This window comes from Fibrella aquatilis, from assembly GCF_017353255.1.
GTDB lineage: Bacteria > Bacteroidota > Bacteroidia > Cytophagales > Spirosomataceae > Fibrella > Fibrella aquatilis.
On the sequence record NZ_JAFMYU010000007.1, the window covers coordinates 208,987 to 233,844 of the forward strand.

Here is a 24,858-nt window from a genome sequence, read left to right on the forward strand (position 1 = left end):
AACTATATGAAAATTACACCCATCGAAATTCGGCAGCATACCTTTGAAAAAAAGCCATTAGGCGGTTATCGGGTCGATGAAGTTGATGCCTTTTTATCGTCGCTTTCGCAGGAGTGGGAGCGCGTAACGGGCGAAAACAAGATGCTCAAGATGCAGCTCGAACTGGCCGAAAAAGAGCTTAATAAGCTGAAAGAAATCGAATTAACCCTGTTCCGTACGCTAAAAAACGCCGAAGACAGCAGCGCCAGTATTGCCGAACAGGCTAACCAGCAAGCCGAAAAATACTTGGCCGAAACCCGCCAGAAAGCCGATGAGCAGATTACCGCTGCCAAGCGTAAAGCCGCTGTGATGGTGCAGGATGCCGAAAACCAAACCCGCTACGTCCGCGAAAACCTATCGTCGGAATTGAAGTCGCTGGAACAGGATTTCAAGGCCATGGAGCGCTACAAAGACAACCTGATGGTGCAGATTCGGGCGTTGGCCACCAACGCCATGGAAAGCGTTGACCGGTTTGAGAAGAAATTTGCGAAACAATCGGCCAAGCAGAAATTCGATGAGGTAGCCGCCCCGGAGGCCCAACAAGCCGTTGAAACTGAACCGGTTCAGTCGGTCGATATGCCCGCTGAGTCTACCACGGCCGATACTGCGGCAGAGCAGATGCCCGTTGCCGAAAACGCTTCTGTTGACAACACGGCCACAGGTCTGGTCGACGAAGCCCCCGCCGCTAATGAGGTGGTGCAGCACGAAGACGATTTTGATCAGTTTGACGATGACGAGTCGCAGCCGTTGCCTACCACGGCCTCGGTGCTGGCCGCCAATGCCGTCACGCTCCCCGCCGACGCCGACGTGCCAACTGACCTGCCCACCAATGAACCCGTCACCGACGAGCCACTAGCCCTTGCCGGCGCCGACGCTGCGGTAGGTGCCGCTCCCCAACCGGCCGAAACGGCCCACCAGGAAGCCATCCAGGAAGAAAGCAACCCCAAAAAAGGTGGGTCGTTTTTTGATCAGATCTAGGAGGGAGAAACAAGAGGTAAGAAGCAAGAGACAAGAGTTTACGCGATAGACTTAGGCCTGCGTAAGCTCTTGTCTCTTGCTTCTTACCTCTTGCTTCTCCTTCGTAAAAATCATAATTCATTGGGAACCATTGCACTAGAAGGGCTGGAGTTTTTTGCCTACCACGGCTTCTATGACGAGGAGCAGAAAATAGGCAACAAATACGCCGTAGACATTACCGTCTACGCCGACTTCTCGGAGGCGGCCCGCCGCGACCGGCTCAGTGCCACGGTCAACTACGAAGACCTGTACAAGATTACGGCGGCAGTGATGAAACGCCCCGCCCGACTGTTGGAGCACATCGCCCACAGCCTGATCGCCGAAATAAAGCAGCAGTACCCCGCCGTCGACACCGTAGAAGTGAGCGTGTCGAAATTCAACCCGCCCATCGGCGGCGTCTGCCACCGCGCCCGGATTACGCTCAAGGAGTGAAAGAGTGAATGGCGAAAGAGTGAAAGACAGAAAGAGTGAAAGAGTGTTTGCTCCAATGTATTACGCTGTAGCAAACACTCTTTCACTCTTTCTGTCTTTCACTCTTTCACCCTCAGTCCGGCTTGCGGAATGATTGGGCCATGTCGCGGGCGCGTTTCAGGCGCATTTTCATGGCACTAAGGCTTACGTTGTCTTCGCCAGCCAGCGTGGCTACATCTTTGTTACCCAGGTAACGCCGACGAAGTAAATCCTGGTCGCTCATCGAGAGTTTGTCGAGGGTGACCTCGGCGTTGTACCAGCGTTCGTCCAGGCTAGGCTCATCGCTCTCAATGGGGCCAATGTGCGTTTCGTCGAGTTGGTCGAGCGAGACCGTTGAGCGGCGTTTCTGGCTGTCGAGGACCGACAGGCAGTGGAAGCGGGTAAGGGCAAAGAGCCATGTCGAGAATTTGGCTTCGCCTCGGAAGGTGTCCAGCTTCATGAACACTTTGCTGAAGATTTCCTGTGTCTGATCTTCTGCGTCATCGGTATCGTCGAGATACCGGAAGCAGCTCTGGTACACTTTCGCTTTGTAACGGCGGTACAATTCGGCAAAGGCCTGGTCGCTGTGTGTGCGTATAAACGCACCGACCAATGCCTCATCGGAGTAAACTTTTTTCATACAAACAGTAGCCGTGCGTCTGTCAGGAGCGCAGCAAGAGCAATGTGAAAAGCGTGAGATCCCGATGAGGCGTATAAGTCTACCGGTTATTGGTCGAAAAGACCTTACCCTATCAACTTATCAGGACAAATAGACTTACGAAAGTAGCAGCTTTTTAGATTATGTGTAACTACATATTTTAGTACAAAAATGGTGATTAAAATTATACTGCCTGAGATTCAGTACGTTAAAGTCACAATTTTAATAAAAAAGCAGTCACACTCTTGGCGAATATGACTGCTTGGAAGATAAAAGGTAACGCCAGTAAGCAAATTAAACTGCCTGCGTCAGCATCTGGAAGGAAATTGCCATGTGTGAAGCGTCGTAAACGCACGCGCCATTGTGGATCAATAACACCTGCGGCGACTGGTGTTGCACGTCGAACGTTTCGGCCACCTGAGCTGACAGCGAACGGTTGGCCAATAGGTCGAGGTAATATGGCTTGATACCAGCGGCATCAGACCAATTGCGTTCCATACGGCTCAGGGCCATTGCGCTGATGGAGCAGGTAGTGCTGTGCTTAAAGATCAGCACGGGCTGTTCAGTTGATTCTTCCTTAATTTGGTCGAGTTGGGTAGCGTCGGTTAGCCTGGTCCAGTTCATTGGTAGTTGGTTATTGTTGCACAGAAAAAGGTTTTTGGGCCTGAAAAGTTCAGCGTAACTTTCCCGTCAATCGCTATTAAATCGCCGTTCCATGCAAGATCTGGATGCCCTACGTTACCCCATTGGCGCGATGCCCGTCGCTCCCCCGCTGGCTGCTGGTCAGGCGCAGGGCTACGTGGCCGAGATTGCCGCGCTCCCCCGCAAATTGGCCCAACTCGTAGCTAGCTGGCCCGACGATCGGCTCGATACCCCCTACCGCCCCGAAGGCTGGACCGTGCGGCAGGTGGTGCATCACATGGCCGACAGTCACATGAACGCCTACATACGCACCAAACTGGCCCTGACCGAAGAGAACCCGCGTATTAGCCCTTATGAGGAAGGTGAGTGGGCCAAACTCCCCGATTCGGCCTTGTCCATTACGCCATCGCTGACACTACTAACGGTGCTGCACGAACGCTGGGTAACCTGCCTCGATGCGCTGACCGACAACGATCTGGCACGTACGTATTACCACCCCGGCAGCGAGCGTACATATTCTGTAGCCGACGTGCTGGCCCTGTATGCCTGGCATGGCGAGCATCACTACCAGCATATCTACCGCCTGGCCGAACGGAACGGATGGGCGTAGGCCACTGTTTCTGGATAAACACCCGTTTATTATGCAGACCCTACTGATTTTCGTGCTTTTTGTGGCGGCGCTGGGTTATCTAGGCTGGCGAGGCTACCGGGCAATGGCCGCTAAACAGGCGGGCTGCGGTAAAGGTTGCGGTTGTGCTGCCGACAAAACGCAGTCATTCAATAAGATTTAGGAGGTCAGAAAAATCATAAATAGAAAGCGGATGGTTCGATGGGATTATGATCCCTTATCGAACCATCCGCTTTCTATTTATCACGCTACTCATCGGTCTGGCCATTGGCTGTAATCGGGTAAAGCCTAAACCGCCTCAGGCGGGAGGCTATGATGACGCTATTCCGCCTGTGCGGTCGTTTTTGGCTGGCCCAATCACCTTCCGGCTTCGTAGTTTGGAGGACAAGATCAATGCGGCGCTGAAATCCGAAATTGTAAACACTGAAAAAGTAGAAGGCAGCGCCGTAACGTTGCGGGTTATTCGCACGGGCCGGATCAGGCTGCGCTATACCAATCACCGGGTCACGTTTTCGGCACCGCTCAGCGTCTGGCTTGACAATCCACTGCGGTTGAATAAGAAAAAGCGAGCCACCCACCCACTCTGCAAATTAGCCGTGCAGTTCCAAAGCCCCTTGCAGGTATCGAGCGACTGGCGATTGTCGACACGGGTGAAATTTGTAGACTACACCTGGATCGAGACACCCAAAGTGCGTATTCTGGGCATCAATATACCCGTGCAGCGCATTGCCGAAAAAGCCCTTGCCAAGCGCCGGGCCTACATCGAGTCGGCGATTGACGCGGCGGTGCATGATGAACTACGCCTCGACAAACAGGTGCGCCCCGTTTGGCTTGACCTGCAAAAGCCCCTGTTGCTGACCAAAAAACCAGATACGCTCTGGCTGGTGCCCACGCCATTCAGCGTAGCCGTTGGCGACGTGACCGGTAGCGAAACCACCCTCACCATTCCTATTCGGGTGGCGTTTTATACTAGCACGCATCTGGGACCAAAGCCATCTGTGCCCCTTAACCGGGTGCTGCCCGCCGTACGGAAAGATCACCACGTACGGCAGGTATCTGATATACAGGTGCTGAGTCTGTTGCCTTATTCCGACATTAATCGGGTGCTGACAAAAACCATTGTAAAACAAAAAATGAGCCTAATGGGGGGGACGCTGAAAATCAGAAAAGCAGTCGTTTATGGCGCACAGCATTCGCTCGTGATCCGCACCGATGTGGGCGGGACCGTAAACGGAACGCTGTATTTTCGAGGTCAGCCCGCCTATGATACCTTGTCTAACACGCTGCTAGTTAAGGATATAGATTTCGATATTGAAACGGAAGAGCGCCTCCTGCGCACCGCCGACTGGCTGCTGCACGACCGCATGAAAGACACGCTGCAACGGGCGCTGCACATACCGCTCCGCACGCAGGTGCTAAGCTTGCCGGGCCTGATTGGCCGGGCTTTTGAACAGGGCAAAGTAGGCCGCAAAAACGACCTGGCCATTCAGTCATTTCGCTTTATTCCCCAGCGCTTCGCCATCCGCCCCGAAGGCATCCAGATTCTCCTGAAAGTAGAAGCCCAGGCCGCGTTTTCGGTGAATAAACTGTAGGGATTTACGATTTACGAGGTACGAATTACGATTTTTGCTGACGCGTCAACCTATCGTGCGTAAGCTGATGCGTCAGCAACAATCGTAAATCGTACCTCGTAAATCGTAAATCAGTTGGACTCTCCTATCCGCTCCGTCCGGGTTACGCGCTATGTTACGCCGCTGCGTGAGGGCGGGTCGTTGCCGGCGCTGGCCGAAGCTGACGACGGCTTCTTGTACGTACTTAAATTCAGGGGGGCCGGGCAGGGGCTGAAGGCGCTTGTGGCCGAACTCATTGCAGGCGAACTGGCCCGCACCCTAGGCCTGCGGATGCCCGAAATTGTGTTTGCCCAACTCGATGAAGCCTTTGGCCGTACCGAACCTGACGAAGAAATTCAGGATCTGCTGAAGGCCAGTACGGGCCTGAACATGGGTATCCATTACCTCTCCGGGGCCATCACTTTCGACCCGCTGGTAACCACCCTTCCCGCCCGGCTGGCCTCGCAAATTGTGTGGCTCGACTGTTTCGTGACCAACGTAGATCGCACCGCCCGCAACACCAATATGCTGATCTGGCACAAGGAACTCTGGCTTATTGACCACGGCGCGGCACTCTATTTTCACCATAGTGGTCAACCCTGGCAGGAGCAAAGCCGACGGCCGTTTGTGCCCGTAAAAGACCATGTGTTGCTGTCGCAAGCATCTGAATTAGAGACGGTTGATGCGGAATATCGCCAGCTGCTCACGCCTGAACGCATCGCCGACATCGTTGATCTGGTGCCCAACGAATGGCTGGTAGACGCCAACGACCCCGACGCCGAATCGGCGGCCGAACGCCGGGCGGTTTACGTCGGATTTTTGCAGGATCGGCTGGCCCATTCTCATCTTTTTGTTCAGGAAGCAATCAACGCCCGCCATGCACGTATTTGAATACGCGGTCATCCGCGTGGTGCCCCGGGTTGAGCGCGAAGAATTCCTGAATGTAGGCGTGATCCTCTACTGCGCCGCCCAGGGTTTTCTGCAAACAAGGCACTACCTGCCCGAAGATCGCCTCCGCGCTTTTTCGCCCGAAGTAGACCTTGACGAGCTACACGCCCGGCTCGATTCGTTCAACAAAATCTGCGCTGGCCGCGCCACGGGCGGGCCTATTGGTCAACTTGCCCCGGCGGCCCGGTTTCGCTGGCTCACCGCCACCCGTAGCACCGTAATTCAGGCCTCCGCCGTTCACCCCGGCCTATGCACCGACGCCGCCGAAACGCTGGCGAGGTTGTTTGGGGAGTTGGTAGAATGAGGGAGGAAAGGGAAGAGGGGGAGGCTGACGCCAGCGTATTGCTTATGTGTCAGCCTCCCCTTCCTCCCTTTCCTCCCCTTCTAGGGTTTCCACCGCCACAGGTACCGGCAGGCGAGGGTGCGGTGGGGTTGCCAGGGCTGGGCTATGTCGTGGAGGCGGCGGATGAGGGGGCGGCCCGTTTCGGTGAGGTCGTACGCACGGATCATCTTTTGGCGAATTACCAGATCATCGACCGGAAACACGTCGGGGCGGTCGAGTACAAACATCAGCAGCATCTCTACCGTCCACCGGCCAACGCCCTTGATAGGAGTAAGATACGCAATAATGGCCTCATCGTCAAGCGATTGCACGTAGTCAAAATCCAGCGAGTTGGTCAGGGCGAACTCGGCCACGCTGTGCATGTACTTGATTTTCTGAAACGACAGCCCGGCTGTGCGGAGGTCTTCTACCGTGGCCTCTGATAGCTGTTTGGGGCTGGGATAGCCCTCGGCTTCGGCGGTTTGGCTGAAGAGCATCCTGAACCGGCGGAAGATGGCGTCGGCGGCTTTGGTAGAAATCTGCTGCGACACGATGCTTTCCAGCAGGGCTACATACAGCCGGTCATGTTCGGGAATATCGTCGTGGGCGTGGGCGGGTTTGGGGGCTTCGGTAATGGCAATCAGATTGGCCAGAACGGGGTCCTGGCGCAGGTGGTCGAGGGCAGTTTGCATAGGGCAAACCTACCGATTTTTATACTGCTTCCGAAGTGTACTCACCACCGAACCACCCGCCCCGCTCACCAGATCGGAGCGCAATTGGCTAGGGGTAGGGGGTGTGCCCGTCAGGGTCAGGAGGGTATGGCCGTTGAGGGCGCGTTCGTCACCGCTGAACGTTTCCCAGGTGCCGGTCCAGTCGCGGGTGAGGTAGTCAGTGTCGGTCCAGACTACGGCATCGGTCTGGGTATCTACTCCCCGTAGTTGCAGCGACAGCCGCGCTTCAACGTGGTGCGTGTAGGTCGTGATAACCCCCTTTACCTTTTCCAGCACGTCGACTACGGTTGAGTCGTTGATGCGTTTTACGCCCACCTTATATAGCTGGTTGCTTTCTACGGTCTGTGTTTTGGTGGTAACGTGTTCATCGTAAGGCACATACCGGCTCACCAGATACTGCACCGTTTCGGCAATGGGCTGCCCGTCGAAGAGGCGATATTCCCCGTCGGGCGTCACCTCGATCTGATCGGGCTGATAGAGGTGCACAAACGGTGCCGGTGTGCTGTTTTTCACCAGACTGGCAAACACCGACTGCCCCAGGTCGCGGGTATCGTCGGGGGCAAACTCGCGGGTTTGGGTGGGTGGCTCCACCAGCACCCGCAACAGCCCGAACGACGAAACGACCAAGCGTTTCTGGCTGGCATCGAGGTAGTTAGGTTCCCAGTTTAGGGCCTGCCCATACTGCTCGTAGGCTTCGCGGGCGGCAAAGCGGTCGGTTTCGCGGTGGGCGTAGGCGGCTTCGGCCAGGGCATAGCGTTCGGCAGCGGCCAGTTGGCGGGTTTCGGCCAGGTGGGTATCGTAGTCAGCAGGGTAGGGGGCCAGCCAGTTGGTGTCGGCCTGCGCGTCGGGACGGGTCAGGGTTTGGCGGGCCTCGTCGGTCATAGTTTGCAGGGTTCTGTATTCGGCATAGACGGCCTCCCAGCGGAATGGCATGGCTGTGTTGGCGCTCAGCCGCCGAATGGTTTCCTGATGCTCCGCATAGCCTTTGGCAAAGGCCTGCTGCAACACCAGCGCGGCTAGTTCATGCCCACGATTGCTCCAGCCCTTTTTCTGGGCCAACCGGGTGCTGGCTTTCTGAACGGCTTCGGCATAGTCGCCGCGCCGATAAGCTGTTTTGCCGCTGTTACAGGCGCTTAGCCCGGCGGTAAGTAAGAGTGCGTATAAAATGGACCGGCCCATAACTTAATCCCCGATATTTGGCCGTTCGACACGTTTTTAACTTGTTGGTTTAACAAAAAATAAGTTTTCAGTTGCTTCGCGCTTTGGCGTAGCCCCCCGCCCTAAAGGGTGCCTGCTGGCGCATGAGTACACCTCTGGCGAAGCTATTCATGCGCCAGCAGGCACCCTTTAGGGCGGGGGGCTACGCCAAAGCGCGAAGCAACTGAAAACTGAAAACCCCTTCCCCCCTTGTCACGTCGCCGGAATAAATCGTTTAAGACCCAGGTCGGCACTTCGCCGGGTACGCTCACGTATGTGGGGCAGGAAATAGACCATGCTACGCACATTCAGCGGATCGAGTACAACGAAACCGACTACAACGTCGACGATTCGGGAAAGCTGAGTGCCTGCAAACTGCCCAACGGCGGTGCACCGCATGTGCTGTGGCTCGACGTAGACGGCATCCACGAAGCGCCGGTGGTAGCTACGCTGGGGCACCAGTTTCGGTTGCACCCGTTGCTGCTGGAAGACGTAATGAACACCGAGCAGAAGCCCAAAGTCGACTTTTATGACGACGACCGGGTAAGCTCTCCGGTGATCTACGTGACCATGAAAATGTTGCACCACGACCCCCGGCAGCATGAAGTAGACGCCGAACACGTCAGCTTTGTGCTGGGGCCAACGTTTCTGCTTTCATTTCAGGAAGAACGTACCGGCGACATTTTTACGCCGGTGCTGGAGCGCATCAGGGCGTCGGCGGGCAAAACGCGGCGCAATGGTCCCGACTACCTGCTCTATTCGCTCATGGACCTGATTGTAGATAATTATTTTGTGGTCCTAGACAACATCGGCGAAAAATTGGACGCCGTCGAAGACCGGATTGTGCAGGAACTGGCTGGCCGCGAAACGCTCAGTATGCTTTACGCCCTGAAACGCGAAATCACGATCATGCGCCGCTATGTGTCGCCCCTGCGCGACATGCTCAATGCCCTGCAACGCGAAGAATCGGCCCTGATCAAAGACCACACCGACCCGTTTCTCCGCGACCTTGCCGACCACGTCAATCAGATCGTAGACACGCTGGATACCTACCGCGAACTGATCCCCGGCCTGCTCGACGTGTACCTCTCTACCACCAGCAACCGGATGAACGCGGTGATGAAAACGTTGACGGTGATGTCGTCTATTTTCCTGCCACTCACCTTCATTGCGGGCATCTATGGCATGAACTTCGACAACATGCCCGAACTCCACACCCGTACCGGCTATTTCTGGGCACTGGGCGTGATGGGAGCTATTTTTGTGGGTATGATCGTCTACTTCCGGAAGCAGAAGTGGATATAATGTTTAATTAAGAATTAAGAATTAAGAATGATATCTTACCTGATTTGTCGATTGCGAAGCCATTCTTAATTCTTAATTCTGCATTCTTAATTTATCTTGAATCCCTTCTGGCTTACCGATTCGCGGCAGGTGCTTGTGCCTGCGCAGAGTGTTTTCTTCGCTATTCGCGGCGATCACCACGATGGGCACCGGTACATTGGTGATCTCTATGCCCAGGGTGTGCGGCAGTTTGTGGTCGACCGGCCCGTAGCAGAGGCGACACAGTATACTGATGCTCAGTTTATTACCGTGCCAAATGTGCTGGCGTTTATGCAGCAGGAGGCGGCGCGGCACCGGCAACAGTTCCGTATTCCGGTGGTGGGCATTACGGGCAGCAACGGCAAAACGATTGTGAAAGAATGGCTGGCCCAACTGCTGAGTGGCGGTTCGCCCCAGCCCGATTTTGTGGTGGTGCGGTCGCCCAAGAGCTATAACTCGCAGGTGGGGGTCCCCTTGTCGGTGCATCAGCTCACGTCGGCCCACACCATCGGCGTGTTTGAAGCGGGCATTTCTAAACCCCAGGAGATGGCGGCGCTGGAAGCTATTATCCAGCCCACTATTGGCATCCTGACCAACATTGGCACGGCCCACGATGAGGGGTTTAAGACCCTGCGGCAGAAGGTAGCCGAGAAACTTAGGTTGTTCACGCGGGTGAAGACATTGATCTATTGCCTTGATAACGAAGTGGTTGCCAGCGAGGTAGCCATTATGTTGCGGGCCGTGAATCCATCCGCAACTTACCTAGGCTGGTCGGCGCAGGAGCATCCGGAGGCCGCTTTCTGGACCCGCATAAACGGTGATCAACTCACGCTGACGCGCCGCGCCGACAGCCGGACGTGGACCATTCAGACTCCCTTTACCGACGCTGCCTCTGTCGAGAACCTGACCCACGCCCTGCTCACGCTGTTGTCGCTGAAAGACGTGGCCACCGACGACCTGAACGGGCGCGTGGCCCGGCTGCGCCCGGTGCAGATGCGGCTGGAGTTGAAGCAGGGTATCAACCGCTGCGTACTCATCGACGACTCGTACAACAACGACGTGGCGGGGCTACGGCTGGCGCTCGATTTTCAGAAGCAGCAAAGCAGCCGCCTGCCTAAAACGGTGATCCTCTCAGACGTGCTGCAATCGGGACAGGACGAGGCCGATCTGTACGCGTTTATTGGGGCGCTGCTGGCCGAACAGGGCGTTTCGCAGGTGATTGGCATTGGCCCCGTCATTAGCCGGAATAGGCGTTTTTTCGCCGAAAATGCCCGTTTTTACCCCGATACAGACACGTTCCTGTCCCAATTTTCGACCGATTGGTTTCAAGAGAGCGTCGTGTTGATTAAGGGCGCGCGGGCGTTTTCATTTGAACGAATCGTGAACCGGTTGCAGGAAAAAGTACACGGCACGGTGCTCCACATCGACCTCGACGCGCTGACGCACAACCTGAATTATTACCGCGAAAAAGTAGGCCCGCAAACGCGCCTGATGGTGATGGTGAAGGCCTTCGCCTATGGTAGCGGCAGTGCCGAAGTAGCCCGCCTGCTTCAGTTTCACCGCGTTGATTACCTCGCCGTGGCCTACGCCGACGAGGGCGTTTTTCTGCGGCAGCAGGGCATCACGCTCCCGATCATGGTGATGAATCCCGCCCCCGAAACCTTCCAGACGCTGATTGACAACCACTTAGAGCCGGAAATGTATAGTATGGCGTTGTTGACCGAGTGGGGTGGGGGTGCAATCCATCTAAAAATCGACACCGGCATGCACCGGCTGGGATTTTTGCCGGAGGAGATACCTGCCGTGATCGAGTATCTGAAGCAGCACCCGGCGTGTCGGATAGCCACGGTGTTTAGTCATCTGGTGGGTGCCGACGAAGCCCGATTTAATGAATTCTCGCGGCAGCAGGCCGAGGCATTTGCGCAGGCGGTGGCCATGCTGGAGGCCGGGTTGGGGTATCGGCCGGTGCGGCACCTGCTTAACTCGGCGGGCATCGTGCGCTTTCCCGAATACACCCTCGACATGGTGCGGGTGGGTATTGGCTTGTATGGCGTGGAAAGCAGTCAACTGGAGGCCAATCGGGTGCGCACGGTAGGTACGCTGAGCACCACCATCAGTCAGATCAAAACCGTGAAAGCAGGAGAAAGCGTGGGCTACAGCCGTAGCGGATTGCTTGAGCACGACGCCCAGATTGCCACCCTGGCCATTGGCTACGCCGACGGCTTCGACCGGCGGCTGGGGAAGGGAGTAGGGCAGGTGTGGGTAAACGGGGTGCTGTGCCCCACGGTAGGCAATGTGTGCATGGACATGGCCATGATCGACGTGACCCATGCCCCCGCCACTGAAGGAGACCGGGTAGAGATTTTCGGGCCAAACCTGCCTGTCACCACCCTGGCTCAGCAAATGAACACCATCCCCTATGAAGTGCTGACGGGCATCAGCGAACGGGTGAAACGGGTGTTTTATTCGGAGGGAGTTTAAAGTTTAATGTCCAAGGTCCAAACGGTCCGCCGTCGCGGTTGCTTCGCGCTCAGCCTAACCGCACGCGAAGCAACCGCGACGGCGGACCGTTTGGACCTTAGACATTAAACCTTAAACCAAGTTACGCCTGCACCAACTGGGCTTTCAATTTTTGTTCGAGCACCGATTTGGGTACGGCACCGATCACTTTATCGACCATCTGGCCATTTTTGAAGACCATCAGGGTGGGGATGCTGCGGATGCCGAATTGACCGGGTACCTGTGAGTTCTGGTCAACGTCCATTTTGGCTACCACGGCCTGACCTTCATATTCGGCGGCCAATTGTTCCACCACGGGGCCAATCATTTTACAGGGGCCGCACCACTCCGCCCAGAAGTCAACCAACACGGGAATATCTGAGTTGATGAGGTCGTTGAAGTTCGCGTCGGTGGCTTCAATAGCATGTGTTCCTGCTGCCATAATCGTACGTTGTTTATGTCGTTTTTAGTATTCGATTCACTGCCATAAACCCATCGTAAGACCTTTAGTTCCTTGAATAAAAGAGGTGAGAGGCAAGAGACAAGAAGCAAGAGGTAAGAGGTAAGGGACAGGAAGCAACAGGATTTTATAGTCCAGACTACGCGCTGTAAATGCCTAACGCACGAGCCATAAAAACCTGTTGCTTCCTGCCTCTTACCTCTTGTCTCTTGCTTCTTGTCTCTTACCTGCCCTTGCTCAGATCAGCAGCTTCACGCAGGCCACGGCCACGCCCAGAGCCAGCACGTAGCGCAAAACGGGTATACTAAACCGGTGGCTGCCCAGGTAGCCACCCACCAGTCCGCCCGCAAAAGCCGCCGCAATCCAGGCGTATTGTTCGGGGGCGGGGCTGTAACCTTTGGTGACCAGCCCCACCAGCCCCGATAGCGAGTTGACGAAAATAAACAGGGCCGACGTAGCTGCTGTCTGGCGAATGGTGGCCCAGTTGAACATCAGCAGCAACGGGCTGAGGATGATGCCCCCGCCAATGCCCAGCATACCTGACAGCAGCCCCACTGCCCCGCCCACCAGCAGCCCAACCCCCAGCGGAATAGGCTTTTGGGTTTCCTCAGTAGCCTTGGCCGACCAGACTAGGCGCACGATCAGCAACAGCAAAGCGGCGGCCAGCAGTTGTTTGTAGAGGGTATCGGACAGCGGGATGCGGGCACCCACAAAGGCCAGCGGCACGCTGCTGATAGCAAATGGCCAGAACGTGGCCCACCGAAAATGCCCCGCCCGGTAGTACTGGAAAAACGCCACCGACGACACAAACAGGTTGAGCAGCAGGGCCGTAGGCTTGATCTGCTCTGGGGCCACACCCAGCAACGTCATGGCCACGATATAGCCACTGGCCCCACCGTGCCCCACCGAGGCATAGACCAGACCAACCAAAAAAAGCACAGGAAGTAATAGAGAGGACATTGGGGCGGGGGTTTTGCGCATAAAAGTAACGTTAGTTACAGCAACATAAGAAGCTACGTTGAGCACCCTGGCCTGTGTCCCCATAGGCCTATTCCTGCGCAAGCCAACGCTAACCATCCGGATGCGTAAGCCTGTGGAGACACAGGCCAGGGTGCCGCAATCAGGCTAGTGCCAGCTACTTCTGTCCCGCTGCTTGGAGGCGTTGCCGATACACTTGCCGGGCTGCTTCATAGGCTTTTTCAGCGGCGGGTTTTTCGATGGCCGAAATGTGCTTGGCTTTCTGCCGCCAGCATTGATCTACCGCTTTCAGGCACCAATCGATGCTTTTGGGTTCGGCAATGGGTTTACCGCCAATCTCGATAAAAACGGGGTTGGTATGCGCCCCCGGATACACCCGTAGCGCTACCCAACTTGACCGGCTGATGGGGTAGCTGAACCGCACGTCGGTCAGTTTTCCGTCGGCCACGATCTCGGCGGTATCGACGGGGAAGCCATTGACGATCAGCTCGACTGCTACTTTTCTGGAGGTGCCCACTCTGGCTCGTTCAATGTGCCAGTATGGCTGCTGAGTAGGGTCGCGCCGGGCAATGGCTGCACCCAATGAGTCTTGGCGCTCAGGCAAATACGCCGCTGCCGTGGCCGAAATCGTGACCGTTTGTCTGCCGGTAAACGTGAGCTGACTGTTGTTGATGCCCACTTCCTGCCCGTTTACGGCGAAGTTCATCAGGTGCGCGTGCCCCTCCGATACGTAGGCGCGGCCTTTTTTGATGGCCTCTACAAACCCGTCGTAACTCAACGGGCCGTCGGTCTTGAAATAGCTGCGGGCCAGTCCCACGCGCTCGTCGAATATGCAGGGAAAGTCGGTTTCGCCACTCAGCTTTGGCCGGAACCCGCTGTTCAGACTATGGTACCACATGGTCAGTTCCCAGGTTGGTGGGGTGTCGCCGGCACTGTAGAAATCGACCACGTTTTGGGTCACGGTCACGATAAATTCGTTGGCCCCGATACCGTCCATTTTGGGCATTTCGTAATAGGGTAGGGCTTTGGTGGGCGTCACCGGCTCCAGCCCCCAACCCGAATGCGCGTAGCCCACCGCACCGCCCTGCGCTTTGGCCCACTGCATAATGGGCAGCGTCCAGGTGGGCCAGTCCTGAATCTTTTTCGTGCCGGGGTAGTCGTCTTCTTTCAGGCGCAGCAGCACCAGATGCCCACTATCAGAGGAGGGAAACCCCGATATCTCTACGTCGTTGCGGAGGCGGTTGCGGGTGTTTGATAACGACTCATCTTTGCCCGTAAAGAAGGTTTTCTGATGATACCAGCTGGGTCCCCACGCCAGCGACGAGCCAATATTGAGGTCTTCGCCCAGGATTTGCCGCCACATGGCCTGCGGGTTTACGCCTTCCTGAGGCATCTCGTAATGGCTGCACCCGGCGGCGTGAATGTGGTGGTCGGCGCTGTGAAAGCCCAGGCTGGCCAGGTGAATCCAGCGTGTTAGATCGAACGAAATCGTCGTAGAGTCAACGCCTTCGGGGATGGTGACCTGTTTGGCCTGAATCAGGTATTCCGGCCCCCTGGTGTAAGTGACGGTGTAGGTGCCGGGTGGCAAAAACACGTGTTCGCCATCGGCTCGGTACACCTGCGGATGAAAATAGAAATCGGGATACTCGTCTGTCTCGGCCACCCGACGAGAGGGCAGCGGGTAAATGCCCGTCAAGCTTTTCTGGCCCAGATACGCGTTGTCGATGTTGAACTCCCGCGCGTAGCCCGTCAGGCGAAAATCGGCCCGACTGCGGTCGGCGGGGTTGGCCGACGTGCGTTGAATACCGTCGGCAATGACAAACGAGGCCATAGTGGGGGTGCCGTCGTGGTCGCGCACGCGCAATACTACCTTCACCGCCGGGGCTATAGTAAACAGCACGGGCATCACGTTGCGAAAGCCAATATCCTGACTACCCTGCCCAATGTTGAAGCCAATTTGGGCCTCTCGCTGCCCTCTGTCTTTGCTATATACTTGAACTACAGCATATTCAAGCAGAAGGCCGGATAGGCTAGGCAGCAGTGGGCGATTCTTATATAGCTGTACTTCCAGAAATCGTTGGGCCACCTGTCCCGCCGAAATAGCCTTTTCTTTTTGGTCGTTGGGGTTCCACTCGAAGCGTTGAAACGGAAACTGCGCGTTTGGGCTGTCCACCTGTAGCTCGGCCGTTGCGTGGGCTTCGTTATGTACTTTCACCAGAAACGATGTCCAGCCGCCCTGCATGAGCCTGGCGGGGGCCGGGCCACGCTGTACGGTCACCCGCGCTTCGGGATTGATCGTGACCATGGCCAGGCAATACGGATCCAGAATAGCCTGAATCTGGGCAATGGTGGCCGCGGTTGGGGGTTGCTGTTGCAGGGCTTTCAGGCGGTTGGCATCTGATTCAGCCAGGGAGCTGCCCAAAAATGACAGCGCCTGTTGCAACCGGAGCGCCTGCGCCAGCAACGGCTGCGGATCTATGTTGGTAATGACCGGCAGCGCCGCTGCGGTAGCACCCAGCCCGGTTTTGGGCATCGCATGGTCGGTATGGTGCTGACCCAGCCCCAGCATGGGCAGCAGCAGGGCGATCAGTAAGAGTAGGGTAGGGCGGGGTTTCACGGGGTTAGTGGGTTAAGGCTTCTTGCCCAGAAGAAATGCTAGTGGGATGGCTAATCGCTTGCGCCAGGACTGTTCGGAGTGGCTTTCGCCAGGGAAAAATCTGGTTTGCCAGTGGGTAGCCGAATAACCTTTTCGCGCCATGAGGGCGTCAATGGCGGTTTGATAGGGTTTATAAAGCGAGTCGAGGGTCTGGTCGCCGTAGTCGAAATAGAGTTTGCGGGTGTTGGCCCTGGGTAGATGCGTGGCCAGATAGTCCCGAAACTTACTTGCCACATCGGCGTCGGTGCGGTCATTGACCAGATCGGGCATGACCAATGGCGAATGGATAGACAAACAGGCGGCCCCACCAAACACGTTGGGGTATTGGCAGAGGGCATAGGCCGATATGAGGCCGCCCATGCTGCTACCCATGATAAACGTGCTGGCGGCATCTGTCCGGGTGGAATACGCGCTGTCGATAAACGGCTTGAGTTCCGTAACCAGAAATTTCAGGTAGTTATCGGCGTTAGGAGTGCTCTTAAGTTGCTGCGTCAGGATTTTGGTTCGGGTAGGCTCCGAGATGTGGCTGATCGCCTTCTGCGGAAAGTAATCGGCAAACCGTTTTGCTGGCACATTCCAGACCGCCACCACGAGGCAGGGCCTGATTTTTTGTTTAGCCAGCAGGTTGCCCAGCGTTTCGTCTACCCCCCATTCCTGTTTGTTCCAGGTGGTGGTGCTGTCGAATAGCATTTGCCCGTCGTGCATGTACAGCACCGCGTAGTTGGTTTTTGTCGAATAGCCATCGGGTAGCCAGACATCTACGTGTCGGGCATCGACAAACTTCGACGGGAAATTAGCCCACCGGTTCAGGGTGCCACTCGCCACGGTTGGTTGCTGGCTATAGACGAGGTGACTTAGTAGGACCAAACAGAAAGCCAGGGCATAGGTAGTCTGGGGCATGGGTTATGATTGAGTTGGCAGTTTAACGGACTTCCCAAACGCCCACTTCATAGGGGGCCAGCCTAGCGCGTTGCAGGCCGATGGCCGGTCCCAGCAAGGTTTTGTAGGGCCTGCTCCGTCCGGTTAGGGTGGTTTGCTGCGGCTGGTCTGACAGATTGACCAGCACCAGCACCCGGCTTGCTCCTGTGGTTCGGTAGAACCCATAAATAGAAGCGTTGGTGTTGTCGGCGTTTTCGTAGCGACCGGTGGCCAGGGCGGGGTTGCTTTGTTTCAGCGCAATTAGCTTTTTGTAGTAGCTGAGCAGCGAGGTTGGGCTGGCCAGTTGCTCGGCTACCGAGATGCCATCATTGGGTTTCAGCGTGCTCTGCGCCCACCATTGGCCCGTATTTTTATACCAGACCGCCATGCCCGGTCCCTCGCCCGACTTGTACCAGTCGAACGCCTGCCGCCGGGGAATATCGTTGCCATCGGTGTTGCCAAACGAGCCGTTTCGCCCCTGCATCCCGATTTCCTGCCCGTAATAGATAGCCGGAATGCCGCCGATGAGGAGTTGTAAAGCTGCCGCTACCCGTTGTTTTCGACCATCTTTTTCCAGCGAAGCAAACCGGTCTATGTCGTGGTTTTCCAGGAAGATAAGCTGGTCCTTACCCTGGGGGCACAGCCTCAGGATGGAGTCGGCCTTGTTGATGAGCTGCTGTTTGTTGAACGAGAGCATGGCGCGTTGCAGGCCGAAGCCAAACATCCGGTCTACGCCCGCCCGCTCGAAATAATCCGTGCCGACGTCGTTCCAGTTGGCTTGCTCGGCCACGATGGTCATGGCGGGGTTTACCTGTTTCAGCCGGGTCACCAGCGGTTTCCAGAACGTAGCGAAGAGGTTGGTCAGGGCGGGTTTCTCGTCCAGGTTATCCATGGCGTGGTCGAGCCGGAACCCGTCGGCACCATCGTCGAAATTGCCGTCTTTGTTGGGGTCCAGGAAGTAAGAGAACAGCCCGACATTATAGGTCAGCACGTCCGGGTTTCGCAGATTGACGGTGGTAATGGGTATCACGGTGCCATCGTAGCTGATGAGTTCGCGCAGGTTGAAAATCATGGTGGTGGGCTGCTGATGGGCTGCATCGTCAAATAGAATATAGTCGCTATAAGGCGATTTGAGGTTGCCCACGGCCTCTTTCCACCAGCGGTGCTTGCTGGTGACGTACTGCGTTTCCATGTCCAGGTAGATCTTCATGCCACGCCGGTGTACGTCTTTTACCAGCTTGATGTAGTCGGCCATGGTGCCGAACTCAGCATCTATTTTCTCGAAATCATTGGCGAAATAGTTGTGGTAACAGTCGGCGTCGTAGAGGGGCATCAGCAGGATCGACGTGACGCCCAGTTCCTGGAGATAATCCAGTTTCTGCCGCAGTCCGTTCAGGTCGCCTTGCGTATCGCCGTTACTGTCGTAGAAACTCCGTTGGCAAACGTGGTAAATGACCTCACCTTTTTGGGGTTTGGACAGCGATTGCTGCGCCCAACCGGTCAGGCTTGCCGTAAACAGCAGGAGGAAAATGAGGTATTTCATTTTGGTAGTGATTGATTATCAGGCACGTCAATACAACACCGGATTCAGTTCGGTATCGATCACCTCGCCTACCACAGCGCCGGGGCACCAGGTGTGCCAGTCGTTTTCCTGGTTTTTGTTGGCGGGTTGTTGCAGCCGCATGTTTTTGTCCATGTAGATTACGGTCATCACCTTCCGCATCTGATCGGTCACGTTGGCCCCCGCCCGGTGGAACACCCAACCCGAATGAAAACTGACCTCGCCCAGGTCAAACGGTTCAACGACGTGTTCGAAATCGGTTACCCGGAGCTTCTCGGCGATCTGTCTTTCGCTGTCGTCGCCAATTTTCAGATCGCGGCCTTCCACCACCCGGTGGCTACCCGCGCTGAACTCCAGCGGCCCCATGGGCAGGGGCGTGGCCTGAAGCGGAATCCAGGCCGTAACGGTTTTGTCGCTGCTGAGGGGCCAATAATACTGGTCGGCGTGCCAGGGCGTGATGCCCCCACCGGCTTCTTTAAACAGGGCCTGGTCGTGGTACATCCGTACGCCCGCTACCTGCATGAGGTCGGCGGCGATTTTGGCCAGCCGTTTGCTGAACACAAACGTTTTGATCTCGTCGTTTTCGCGCCAGAGGTTAAAGAGTTGCAGAAACGCTTTGCCGTAGGTATCGCGCTCTTCGAGGGCGGGCGTGGCCGTATTCATCCGGTCTACCTGCTTGGTAATGACCGCGTTGTAGTAGGCTAGCGTGTCGGCGTCGAAGACCTGCCGAAGCTTGATGTACCGATTTGTCTGAAAAAACTCTACCTGCTCTGGGCTGAGTTCGTAAGGGGTGTCGAGGGTTTCCATCTAAGAAGCGTAGCTACATGCAGGGCCATCGATGACCACGTTGCATGGGCAAAAGTCGAAACGAAAACGGGTTTCTTCTTTTACCCATCTACACTACTTTTATGCGTATTCTACCAATATATATAGCTCGTATTGATTTTGTAGATAGTATAGGCAATGAAACCAGAACGCGAACTCGGCATTAGCAACCAGCCCCATGCTTCTTTCAAAGCATTTCGGCTCCATCAGCCGGCATTCCGGTCGCATTGGCATTACCACCCCGAACTCGAACTGGTGTTTTTCAGCAAAGGCAAAGGCATCCGCTTCATCGGCGACGACATTTCGATGTACCAGGAAGGGGAGCTGTTTCTGATCGGCGAAAACCTGCCCCATACGTTCGTTACGTACGAAGACGAATCGGCCTCGTTTGTTGAGGCGCTGTGCATTCAGTTTCCGGCCCAGCTATTTGATTCGTTCACCGAATGCCGCCCGCTGACAGCGTTGTTTCAGGAAGCCAACCGGGGGCTTGCCTTCGCCCAGCCTGCTGACGAACTTATCGCTTGCCTGAAACGGGCGGTATTCTCGACCGGGGTAAACGCGCTGATGGCGCTGATGACCGTACTGGCTGAGCTTACCAACGCAACGGAGCGGGTTCCGATTCTGACGGAGGTATACCAGCGTCATGCGGCGCTTTCTGATGCGCCCACCCGTATCCGCACGGCCATCGATTTTATCAACGCCAACTACCAACGCCCTATTCTCGTGCCTGAAATTGCTCAGGCCTGTCATTTTTCGCCCAACGCGTTCTGCCGCTGGTTCAAACAGCAGATGGGCCTGACGTTTGTAGACTACCTCAACAAAGTGCGGCTTACGCACGTCTGCCAGCTGCTGGTCTCAACCGATTTTCCAGTAGGTCAGATCGCCCTCCGAACGGGTTTCGACAACATCAGTACCCTTAACCGCCTCTTCCAGCAGAAACTCCACACCTCGCCAAGCCGGTATAGAAATAAAGTGATGAGTGGTAAGTGCTGAGTGATGAGTTTGCTGCCGCCAGCGTATTATTCGTGCGGCAGCAAACTCATCACTCAGCACTTACCACTCATCACTTATTACCACCCCACCTCTTTCTTATCCCGCCAGAACTTGCCGGTTTCGGTGGCGGGTGCATCGGTAGCGAGCCAGACAATGGTTTCGGCACCCTGCTCGACCGACAGGTTGGCATTGTTACCACCCATGTCGGTGCGTACCCAACCTGGCGAAACCGAATTGACGGCAATGGGTGGACTGGTGAGCGCCGCCGCAAACTGCTTGGTAATGGCGTTCAGGGCCGTTTTCGAAATGCTGTAGGCGGGAGCATAGGTACCCATCGTTTGCAGAGAGCTTACATCGCTCGACACGTTGATGATGCGGGCACCACCTTCACTTTTCTGGAGGTAAGGCAAAAAATCCTGCGTCACCATCATCGGACCGGTCACATTGGTCTTCAGCGTCCGGTCCAGCAACTCAGCGTTGAGTTTCATAATGTTCTCGCCGTGGTCTTCCAGGATGGCGGCGTTGTTGATGAGCACGTCGAGGTGGCTGGCCTTTTGTGAAAATGTGCCTGCCGCCTGCTTAATGCTTAACGGGTCGGTCACGTCCAGCGCAATAAACGTCGATTCGTAGCCTTCGTCGCAAAGCGACTGGGCGGCGGCGCGGCCCTTGGCTATGTCACGGGCACCAATAAAAACGGCGAAACCACGTTTAGCCAACTGACGGGCCACTTCAAAGCCAATACCTTTGTTAGCACCAGTTATAAATGCAGTTTTTGGGTGTTCAGTCGTCATGGAGTAAGCTGCTGTTTCTTACTAAAATCAGTTAGGGCGTTGCTTGTTTAAACTTTTATCTGGGGCCGCTTTCAGACTTACTGCTAAATTTGGCCGTTACCTCAAATCACGTAGTAACTCGTGTAGGAATAGAACAACTTTGTCTCAACTAAACACCCACATCGACATATGAGAGCACTCTTCGTCGCCCTGGCATTGCTTTTCACTACCACACTGGGTATGGCCCAGCAGAAATCAACTGCTAAAAAGAAGCCAACTACCACCACGCGTAAGTCCACTATGGCACCGTCGGTGGTGAAAAAAGCGCCTGCCAAACCACAGTCCACTACCCTAACCCGCTACCAGTCGACCACCACGGCCCCGGTTGAATATCCCAGCACGGCGGCTACCAATGAGCCACTCGACCCCGTCAAGAAGCAGGAGATGTATGACGAACTGCACGGTGTAAAGGCCAAGCCCGTGACGCCCGAGACCGGCAAGAACAGCCGAAACACGCGCAAAACGAAAGAAACAAAGTCAACCGACACCGGCACCACCCCCACTGATGATCGTAGCACTGCTGAGACTGCTACCCGCGCTGCCAACCGATATGGTGTAGAAAACGCTGGGTTTGAGGCCAAAATGCACATTGGCGTTCGGGCAGGTGGAAATTATAGCACCCTACTCGACAAACCGGCGGGTGTCACAATTGACCCCATCTATGGTTTCCATGGCGGTATTGTGTTTTTGTTTGGACGTGGCGGTATTGCGTTTCAGCCGGAGATTAACTTCAATCAGGATTACGTGAAAGTGCTGAACCCCGGAACGTTAAAAACTGAAAACATGTCGGTGAGTAGCTTGGTGGTGCCCTTGCTGGTAAAGTTCCAGTTTGGGCAGCAGGGCCGTCCGCGTTTCTTTGTCAATGTAGGCCCCTACGGCTCCTACGCTGTTGATGCTAACACCACAGCGCTCGAATACGGTGGGGCGCTAGGCCTTGGTATGGGTTTCCCGATGGGGGCTGGTAAGTTTACCGTCGAAGCACGCGGCTATTATGCCCTCGGCGATAACAGCGGTACTACCGAGTTCGCTAATGTGCCGGGCAAGCCTGTACTTGGGCAATTGTCTATTGGGTACCTGTTTCCTCTGGGCGGTCGCTAAAATTTTTAACCAACTGATTATCAAACGGGTATTGTTTGGGGCTGATGCCTACAAACAGTACCCGTTTCGTTTGATGGAATGTATGGCTTGTGGAAGTGTGCCGTTGTCACTCAGCTGGAGCCAAACGACAACGGCACACTTCCACAAGCCATAAATCCGCTCCAAGCGCCTCATTCCCCTCCTGAAATCCGTATTTTTGCCCGCTTAGTACGTCACACAATGCCAATTAACCAACGCAAGGTCCTGCGCTACACGGGCTGGACATTACTGACCCTGGCCCTGTTAGGTGCTATCGGGGCCGGTATCGCCTACTCGCAACGCGAACGATTACTCACCCTGGTGCTCAACAAGGCTCTTAAAAAAGCCAAACGCGACTATGCCCTCAACGTGGGCATTGGCTCGGTTAAGTTTACGGGCCTTACCGAACTCGCCCTCACCAACATCTCGGTCGTGCCGCAGGATCGCGACAGCCTGGTGCGGATCAATAATGTTGCCGTTGGCATGCGCCTGTGGCCACTGGTGTTTGGCAATGTAGCCCTCTCTAACCTGACTATACAAGACGGCTTTGTGCAGGTGGTCAAGCGCGACTCGCTCACCAACCTCGACACCATTCTCAAACGCCGCCGCCGCGACTCGACCAGCACTACCCGCCGTACCGACCTGTCGGACGTGGCTGAAAATCTGATTAATAACCTGCTCACGAAGATTCCCGACGACCTCGACGTGCAAAACCTCGACATCCGGTTGATCGACGATTCGACCAAAATCACCCTCCTGGCCGATGTGTTCAAGATCGACAATGAGCGCGTGTCGTCTAGCCTCCGGCTGAACCGCTACGAAGCCATGTGGCACGTGACCGGCACGGCGTCACCATCAGATAAAGAATATAGCCTGAATCTATATGCTGATGGTAAGCCGCTGGAAATTAAGTACTTAGAGAAAAGATTTAAGCTTAAAGCCCAAGCTGATACCCTCCACGCTGAGCTGCGCGACGTTGACCGGTCGGGGGGTGAGTTCCGGCTTGAGGGGGCTGGTTCGGTGCGTAACCTGCGGCTGAATCACCCGGCCCTGTCGCCCTCAGACGTGGTGGTGCGCCGGGCGGCTATGGACGCTAACCTGTTTGTGGGCGAAAACTACGTGGGGGTCGATAGCAGTTCGGTGCTGTATTTGGGTGAGGTGAAGGCCCGGCCATTTGTGAAGTACACCCTGCCCAATGCCAAAGCGGGTACTGGCAAGGTATTCGACGTACAGATGCACACCGACAACCTCGACGCGCAGGCCCTATTCAACTCGTTTCCGCAAGGCTTATTCCAGTCACTCGACGGCATGAAGGTGGCGGGCAAACTGCGCTACGACCTCAACTTCAATTTCGACACGGCCCTGCCTGACTCGGTCAAGTTCAATTCGGGCCTCACCTCCGACGGGTTCAAGATCCTGCGCATGGGCCGCACTGATTTTGGGCAGATTAACCAGCCGTTTGTTTATACGCCCTACGAAAAAGACAAACCCGTCCGCGATATTTCGGTAGGTTCCGATAACCCCGACTATACCCCCCTGGATTACATCGCGCCCGACCTGCGGAATGCGGTGCTCACCTCGGAAGATTACAATTTTTTCACGCATAAAGGCTTTAATGAAAAAGCCTTCCGGGTATCTATTGCCACCAACTACAAAGCCGGTGCATTCAAACGCGGGGCCAGCACGGTGTCGATGCAGTTGGTGAAAAATGTATTCCTCAACCGCAACAAAACGCTGGCCCGGAAGGTAGAAGAAATCCTGATTGTGTGGCTTATTGAAAATGGCCGTATCGTGCCCAAAGAGCGCATGTATGAGGTGTACCTCAACATTATCGAGTGGGGTAAAAACGTCTACGGCATTGGCGAGGCTGCCCGGTATTATTTCGACAAAACCCCGGCAGAACTGAACCTGGGCGAGAGCATCTTCTTGGCCTTTGTTATCCCCAGCCCCAAAAAGGCCCTGTCGTATTTCCTGCCCGACGGCTCGCTTCAGGTGCGCAACGTGCGGGGGTACTTCAAAATCATTGGCCGAATTATGGCCAAACGTGGTCTTACTCAGCCAGATAGCGGTGCCTACGGCTTCTACGACGTGCGCCTGCGCGAAGGCTTACGGCAGCAGGTTGCGCCGATTCCGGGCTTTGAAACAGACAGCGTAGGCACCGACCCGGCTGACGGCGACGGTATGGATGACCTCTTCAAACAGCTTTTCAACGGTAACCGCGACGACGATAAGCCCACCGCCGAACCCGCTCAGGAAGCCCCCGCCGCCCGCCCCACCCCCGACCGCCCCGCCGACGTACCAGCCCCCACCGACACGGTGAAAACACGCAGGCAGCTCCGGCAGGAACGCCGCGAACAACGCCGCCGCGAAAAAGAAGAACGCAAGCGCCTGGAAGAAGAAGCGAATCAGTGAACAACCAACAGTTAGCAACCAACAGTGTTGCTGATGCGAGCCCAT

Annotated in this window: 23 protein-coding genes; 12 read left to right on the forward strand and 11 right to left on the reverse strand. The window is 55.7% G+C overall.

Annotated elements, in window-relative coordinates; translation table 11 throughout:
* The first annotated feature begins 6 nt into the window (after window positions 1-6).
* The gene (locus J2I48_RS11410) at window positions 7-1,017 is read left to right on the forward strand and encodes a DivIVA domain-containing protein (protein WP_207335568.1); all 1,011 of its coding nucleotides are present in this window, start codon (window positions 7-9) and stop codon (window positions 1,015-1,017) included.
* A 120-nt stretch (window positions 1,018-1,137) separates the two neighbouring features.
* Window positions 1,138-1,488 (forward strand): dihydroneopterin aldolase, encoded by a 351-nt coding sequence (gene folB, locus J2I48_RS11415; protein WP_207335569.1) that lies wholly within the window; start codon window positions 1,138-1,140, stop codon window positions 1,486-1,488.
* A 112-nt stretch (window positions 1,489-1,600) separates the two neighbouring features.
* On the opposite strand, the gene J2I48_RS11420 is transcribed toward folB, so the two are convergent.
* Complete coding sequence (locus J2I48_RS11420) at window positions 1,601-2,146, reverse strand: RNA polymerase sigma factor (RefSeq protein ID WP_207335570.1); 546 nt, start codon at window positions 2,144-2,146, stop codon at window positions 1,601-1,603.
* A 312-nt stretch (window positions 2,147-2,458) separates the two neighbouring features.
* Window positions 2,459-2,788: a bacillithiol system redox-active protein YtxJ gene (ytxJ, locus tag J2I48_RS11425; RefSeq protein WP_207335571.1), complete on the reverse strand. Its 330-nt coding sequence runs from the start codon at window positions 2,786-2,788 to the stop codon at window positions 2,459-2,461.
* A 91-nt stretch (window positions 2,789-2,879) separates the two neighbouring features.
* Here ytxJ and J2I48_RS11430 point away from each other — a divergent pair, with 91 nt between their 5' ends.
* The 5 genes from J2I48_RS11430 (at window position 2,880) to J2I48_RS11450 (ending at window position 6,296) form a co-directional block, all read left to right on the forward strand.
* Window positions 2,880-3,416 carry a YfiT family bacillithiol transferase gene (locus J2I48_RS11430; RefSeq protein WP_207335572.1) on the forward strand — a complete coding sequence of 179 codons (537 nt, stop codon included), beginning with the start codon at window positions 2,880-2,882 and terminating at the stop codon, window positions 3,414-3,416.
* 31 nt (window positions 3,417-3,447) lie between these two features.
* A complete protein-coding gene (locus tag J2I48_RS11435; RefSeq protein WP_207335573.1) occupies window positions 3,448-3,597 on the forward strand; it encodes a FeoB-associated Cys-rich membrane protein in 150 nt (49 codons plus the stop codon).
* A 46-nt stretch (window positions 3,598-3,643) separates the two neighbouring features.
* Window positions 3,644-5,026, forward strand: a complete 1,383-nt coding sequence (locus J2I48_RS11440) for a DUF4403 family protein (protein ID WP_207335574.1) — start codon at window positions 3,644-3,646, stop codon at window positions 5,024-5,026.
* A gap of 114 nt (window positions 5,027-5,140) precedes the next feature.
* Complete coding sequence (locus J2I48_RS11445) at window positions 5,141-5,935, forward strand: HipA family kinase (protein ID WP_207335575.1); 795 nt, start codon at window positions 5,141-5,143, stop codon at window positions 5,933-5,935.
* Entirely contained in the window at window positions 5,922-6,296 is a 375-nt protein-coding gene (locus tag J2I48_RS11450) for a DUF3037 domain-containing protein (protein ID WP_207335576.1), read from the forward strand. The genes J2I48_RS11445 and J2I48_RS11450 overlap by 14 nt, the downstream gene beginning before the upstream one ends.
* A gap of 80 nt (window positions 6,297-6,376) precedes the next feature.
* On the opposite strand, the gene J2I48_RS11455 is transcribed toward J2I48_RS11450, so the two are convergent.
* Window positions 6,377-7,006, reverse strand: coding sequence for a DNA-3-methyladenine glycosylase family protein (locus J2I48_RS11455; protein ID WP_207335577.1), 630 nt, complete (start codon window positions 7,004-7,006; stop codon window positions 6,377-6,379).
* Between the two features lie 9 nt (window positions 7,007-7,015).
* The gene (locus J2I48_RS11460; RefSeq protein ID WP_207335578.1) at window positions 7,016-8,224 is read right to left on the reverse strand and encodes a hypothetical protein; all 1,209 of its coding nucleotides are present in this window, start codon (window positions 8,222-8,224) and stop codon (window positions 7,016-7,018) included.
* Between the two features lie 228 nt (window positions 8,225-8,452).
* Between J2I48_RS11460 and corA the strand changes: the two genes are divergently transcribed.
* Both corA and J2I48_RS11470 read left to right on the forward strand, forming a co-directional pair.
* Window positions 8,453-9,547, forward strand: a complete 1,095-nt coding sequence (gene corA / locus J2I48_RS11465) for a magnesium/cobalt transporter CorA (protein ID WP_207335579.1) — start codon at window positions 8,453-8,455, stop codon at window positions 9,545-9,547.
* 96 nt (window positions 9,548-9,643) lie between these two features.
* The gene (locus J2I48_RS11470; protein WP_207335580.1) at window positions 9,644-12,046 is read left to right on the forward strand and encodes a bifunctional UDP-N-acetylmuramoyl-tripeptide:D-alanyl-D-alanine ligase/alanine racemase; all 2,403 of its coding nucleotides are present in this window, start codon (window positions 9,644-9,646) and stop codon (window positions 12,044-12,046) included.
* 121 nt (window positions 12,047-12,167) lie between these two features.
* On the opposite strand, the gene trxA is transcribed toward J2I48_RS11470, so the two are convergent.
* From trxA to J2I48_RS11500, 6 genes are all read right to left on the reverse strand, one after another.
* On the reverse strand, window positions 12,168-12,509 hold the full coding sequence (gene trxA / locus J2I48_RS11475) for a thioredoxin (protein WP_510186078.1): 342 nt from the start codon (window positions 12,507-12,509) through the stop codon (window positions 12,168-12,170).
* Window positions 12,510-12,761: 252 nt separating this feature from the next.
* The gene (locus J2I48_RS11480) at window positions 12,762-13,484 is read right to left on the reverse strand and encodes a sulfite exporter TauE/SafE family protein (protein ID WP_207335582.1); all 723 of its coding nucleotides are present in this window, start codon (window positions 13,482-13,484) and stop codon (window positions 12,762-12,764) included.
* Window positions 13,485-13,659: 175 nt separating this feature from the next.
* Entirely contained in the window at window positions 13,660-16,119 is a 2,460-nt protein-coding gene (locus J2I48_RS11485) for a CehA/McbA family metallohydrolase (RefSeq protein ID WP_310587270.1), read from the reverse strand.
* Between the two features lie 12 nt (window positions 16,120-16,131).
* Window positions 16,132-17,058, reverse strand: coding sequence for an alpha/beta hydrolase (locus J2I48_RS11490; protein ID WP_207335583.1), 927 nt, complete (start codon window positions 17,056-17,058; stop codon window positions 16,132-16,134).
* A gap of 22 nt (window positions 17,059-17,080) precedes the next feature.
* Entirely contained in the window at window positions 17,081-18,619 is a 1,539-nt protein-coding gene (locus tag J2I48_RS11495) for an alpha-amylase family glycosyl hydrolase (RefSeq protein ID WP_207335584.1), read from the reverse strand.
* A gap of 27 nt (window positions 18,620-18,646) precedes the next feature.
* The gene (locus J2I48_RS11500) at window positions 18,647-19,444 is read right to left on the reverse strand and encodes a phytanoyl-CoA dioxygenase family protein (RefSeq protein ID WP_207335585.1); all 798 of its coding nucleotides are present in this window, start codon (window positions 19,442-19,444) and stop codon (window positions 18,647-18,649) included.
* 156 nt (window positions 19,445-19,600) lie between these two features.
* On the opposite strand from J2I48_RS11500, the gene J2I48_RS11505 reads away from it, so the two are divergent.
* A complete protein-coding gene (locus J2I48_RS11505; protein ID WP_207335586.1) occupies window positions 19,601-20,455 on the forward strand; it encodes an AraC family transcriptional regulator in 855 nt (284 codons plus the stop codon).
* Window positions 20,456-20,532: 77 nt separating this feature from the next.
* Here J2I48_RS11505 and J2I48_RS11510 read toward each other — a convergent pair whose 3' ends face one another.
* The gene (locus J2I48_RS11510) at window positions 20,533-21,246 is read right to left on the reverse strand and encodes an SDR family oxidoreductase (protein WP_207335587.1); all 714 of its coding nucleotides are present in this window, start codon (window positions 21,244-21,246) and stop codon (window positions 20,533-20,535) included.
* Window positions 21,247-21,414: 168 nt separating this feature from the next.
* Between J2I48_RS11510 and J2I48_RS11515 the strand changes: the two genes are divergently transcribed.
* A complete protein-coding gene (locus tag J2I48_RS11515) occupies window positions 21,415-22,383 on the forward strand; it encodes a porin family protein (RefSeq protein ID WP_207335588.1) in 969 nt (322 codons plus the stop codon).
* A gap of 219 nt (window positions 22,384-22,602) precedes the next feature.
* Window positions 22,603-24,813: a transglycosylase domain-containing protein gene (locus J2I48_RS11520; RefSeq protein WP_207335589.1), complete on the forward strand. Its 2,211-nt coding sequence runs from the start codon at window positions 22,603-22,605 to the stop codon at window positions 24,811-24,813.
* The last annotated feature ends 45 nt before the right edge of the window (window positions 24,814-24,858 follow it).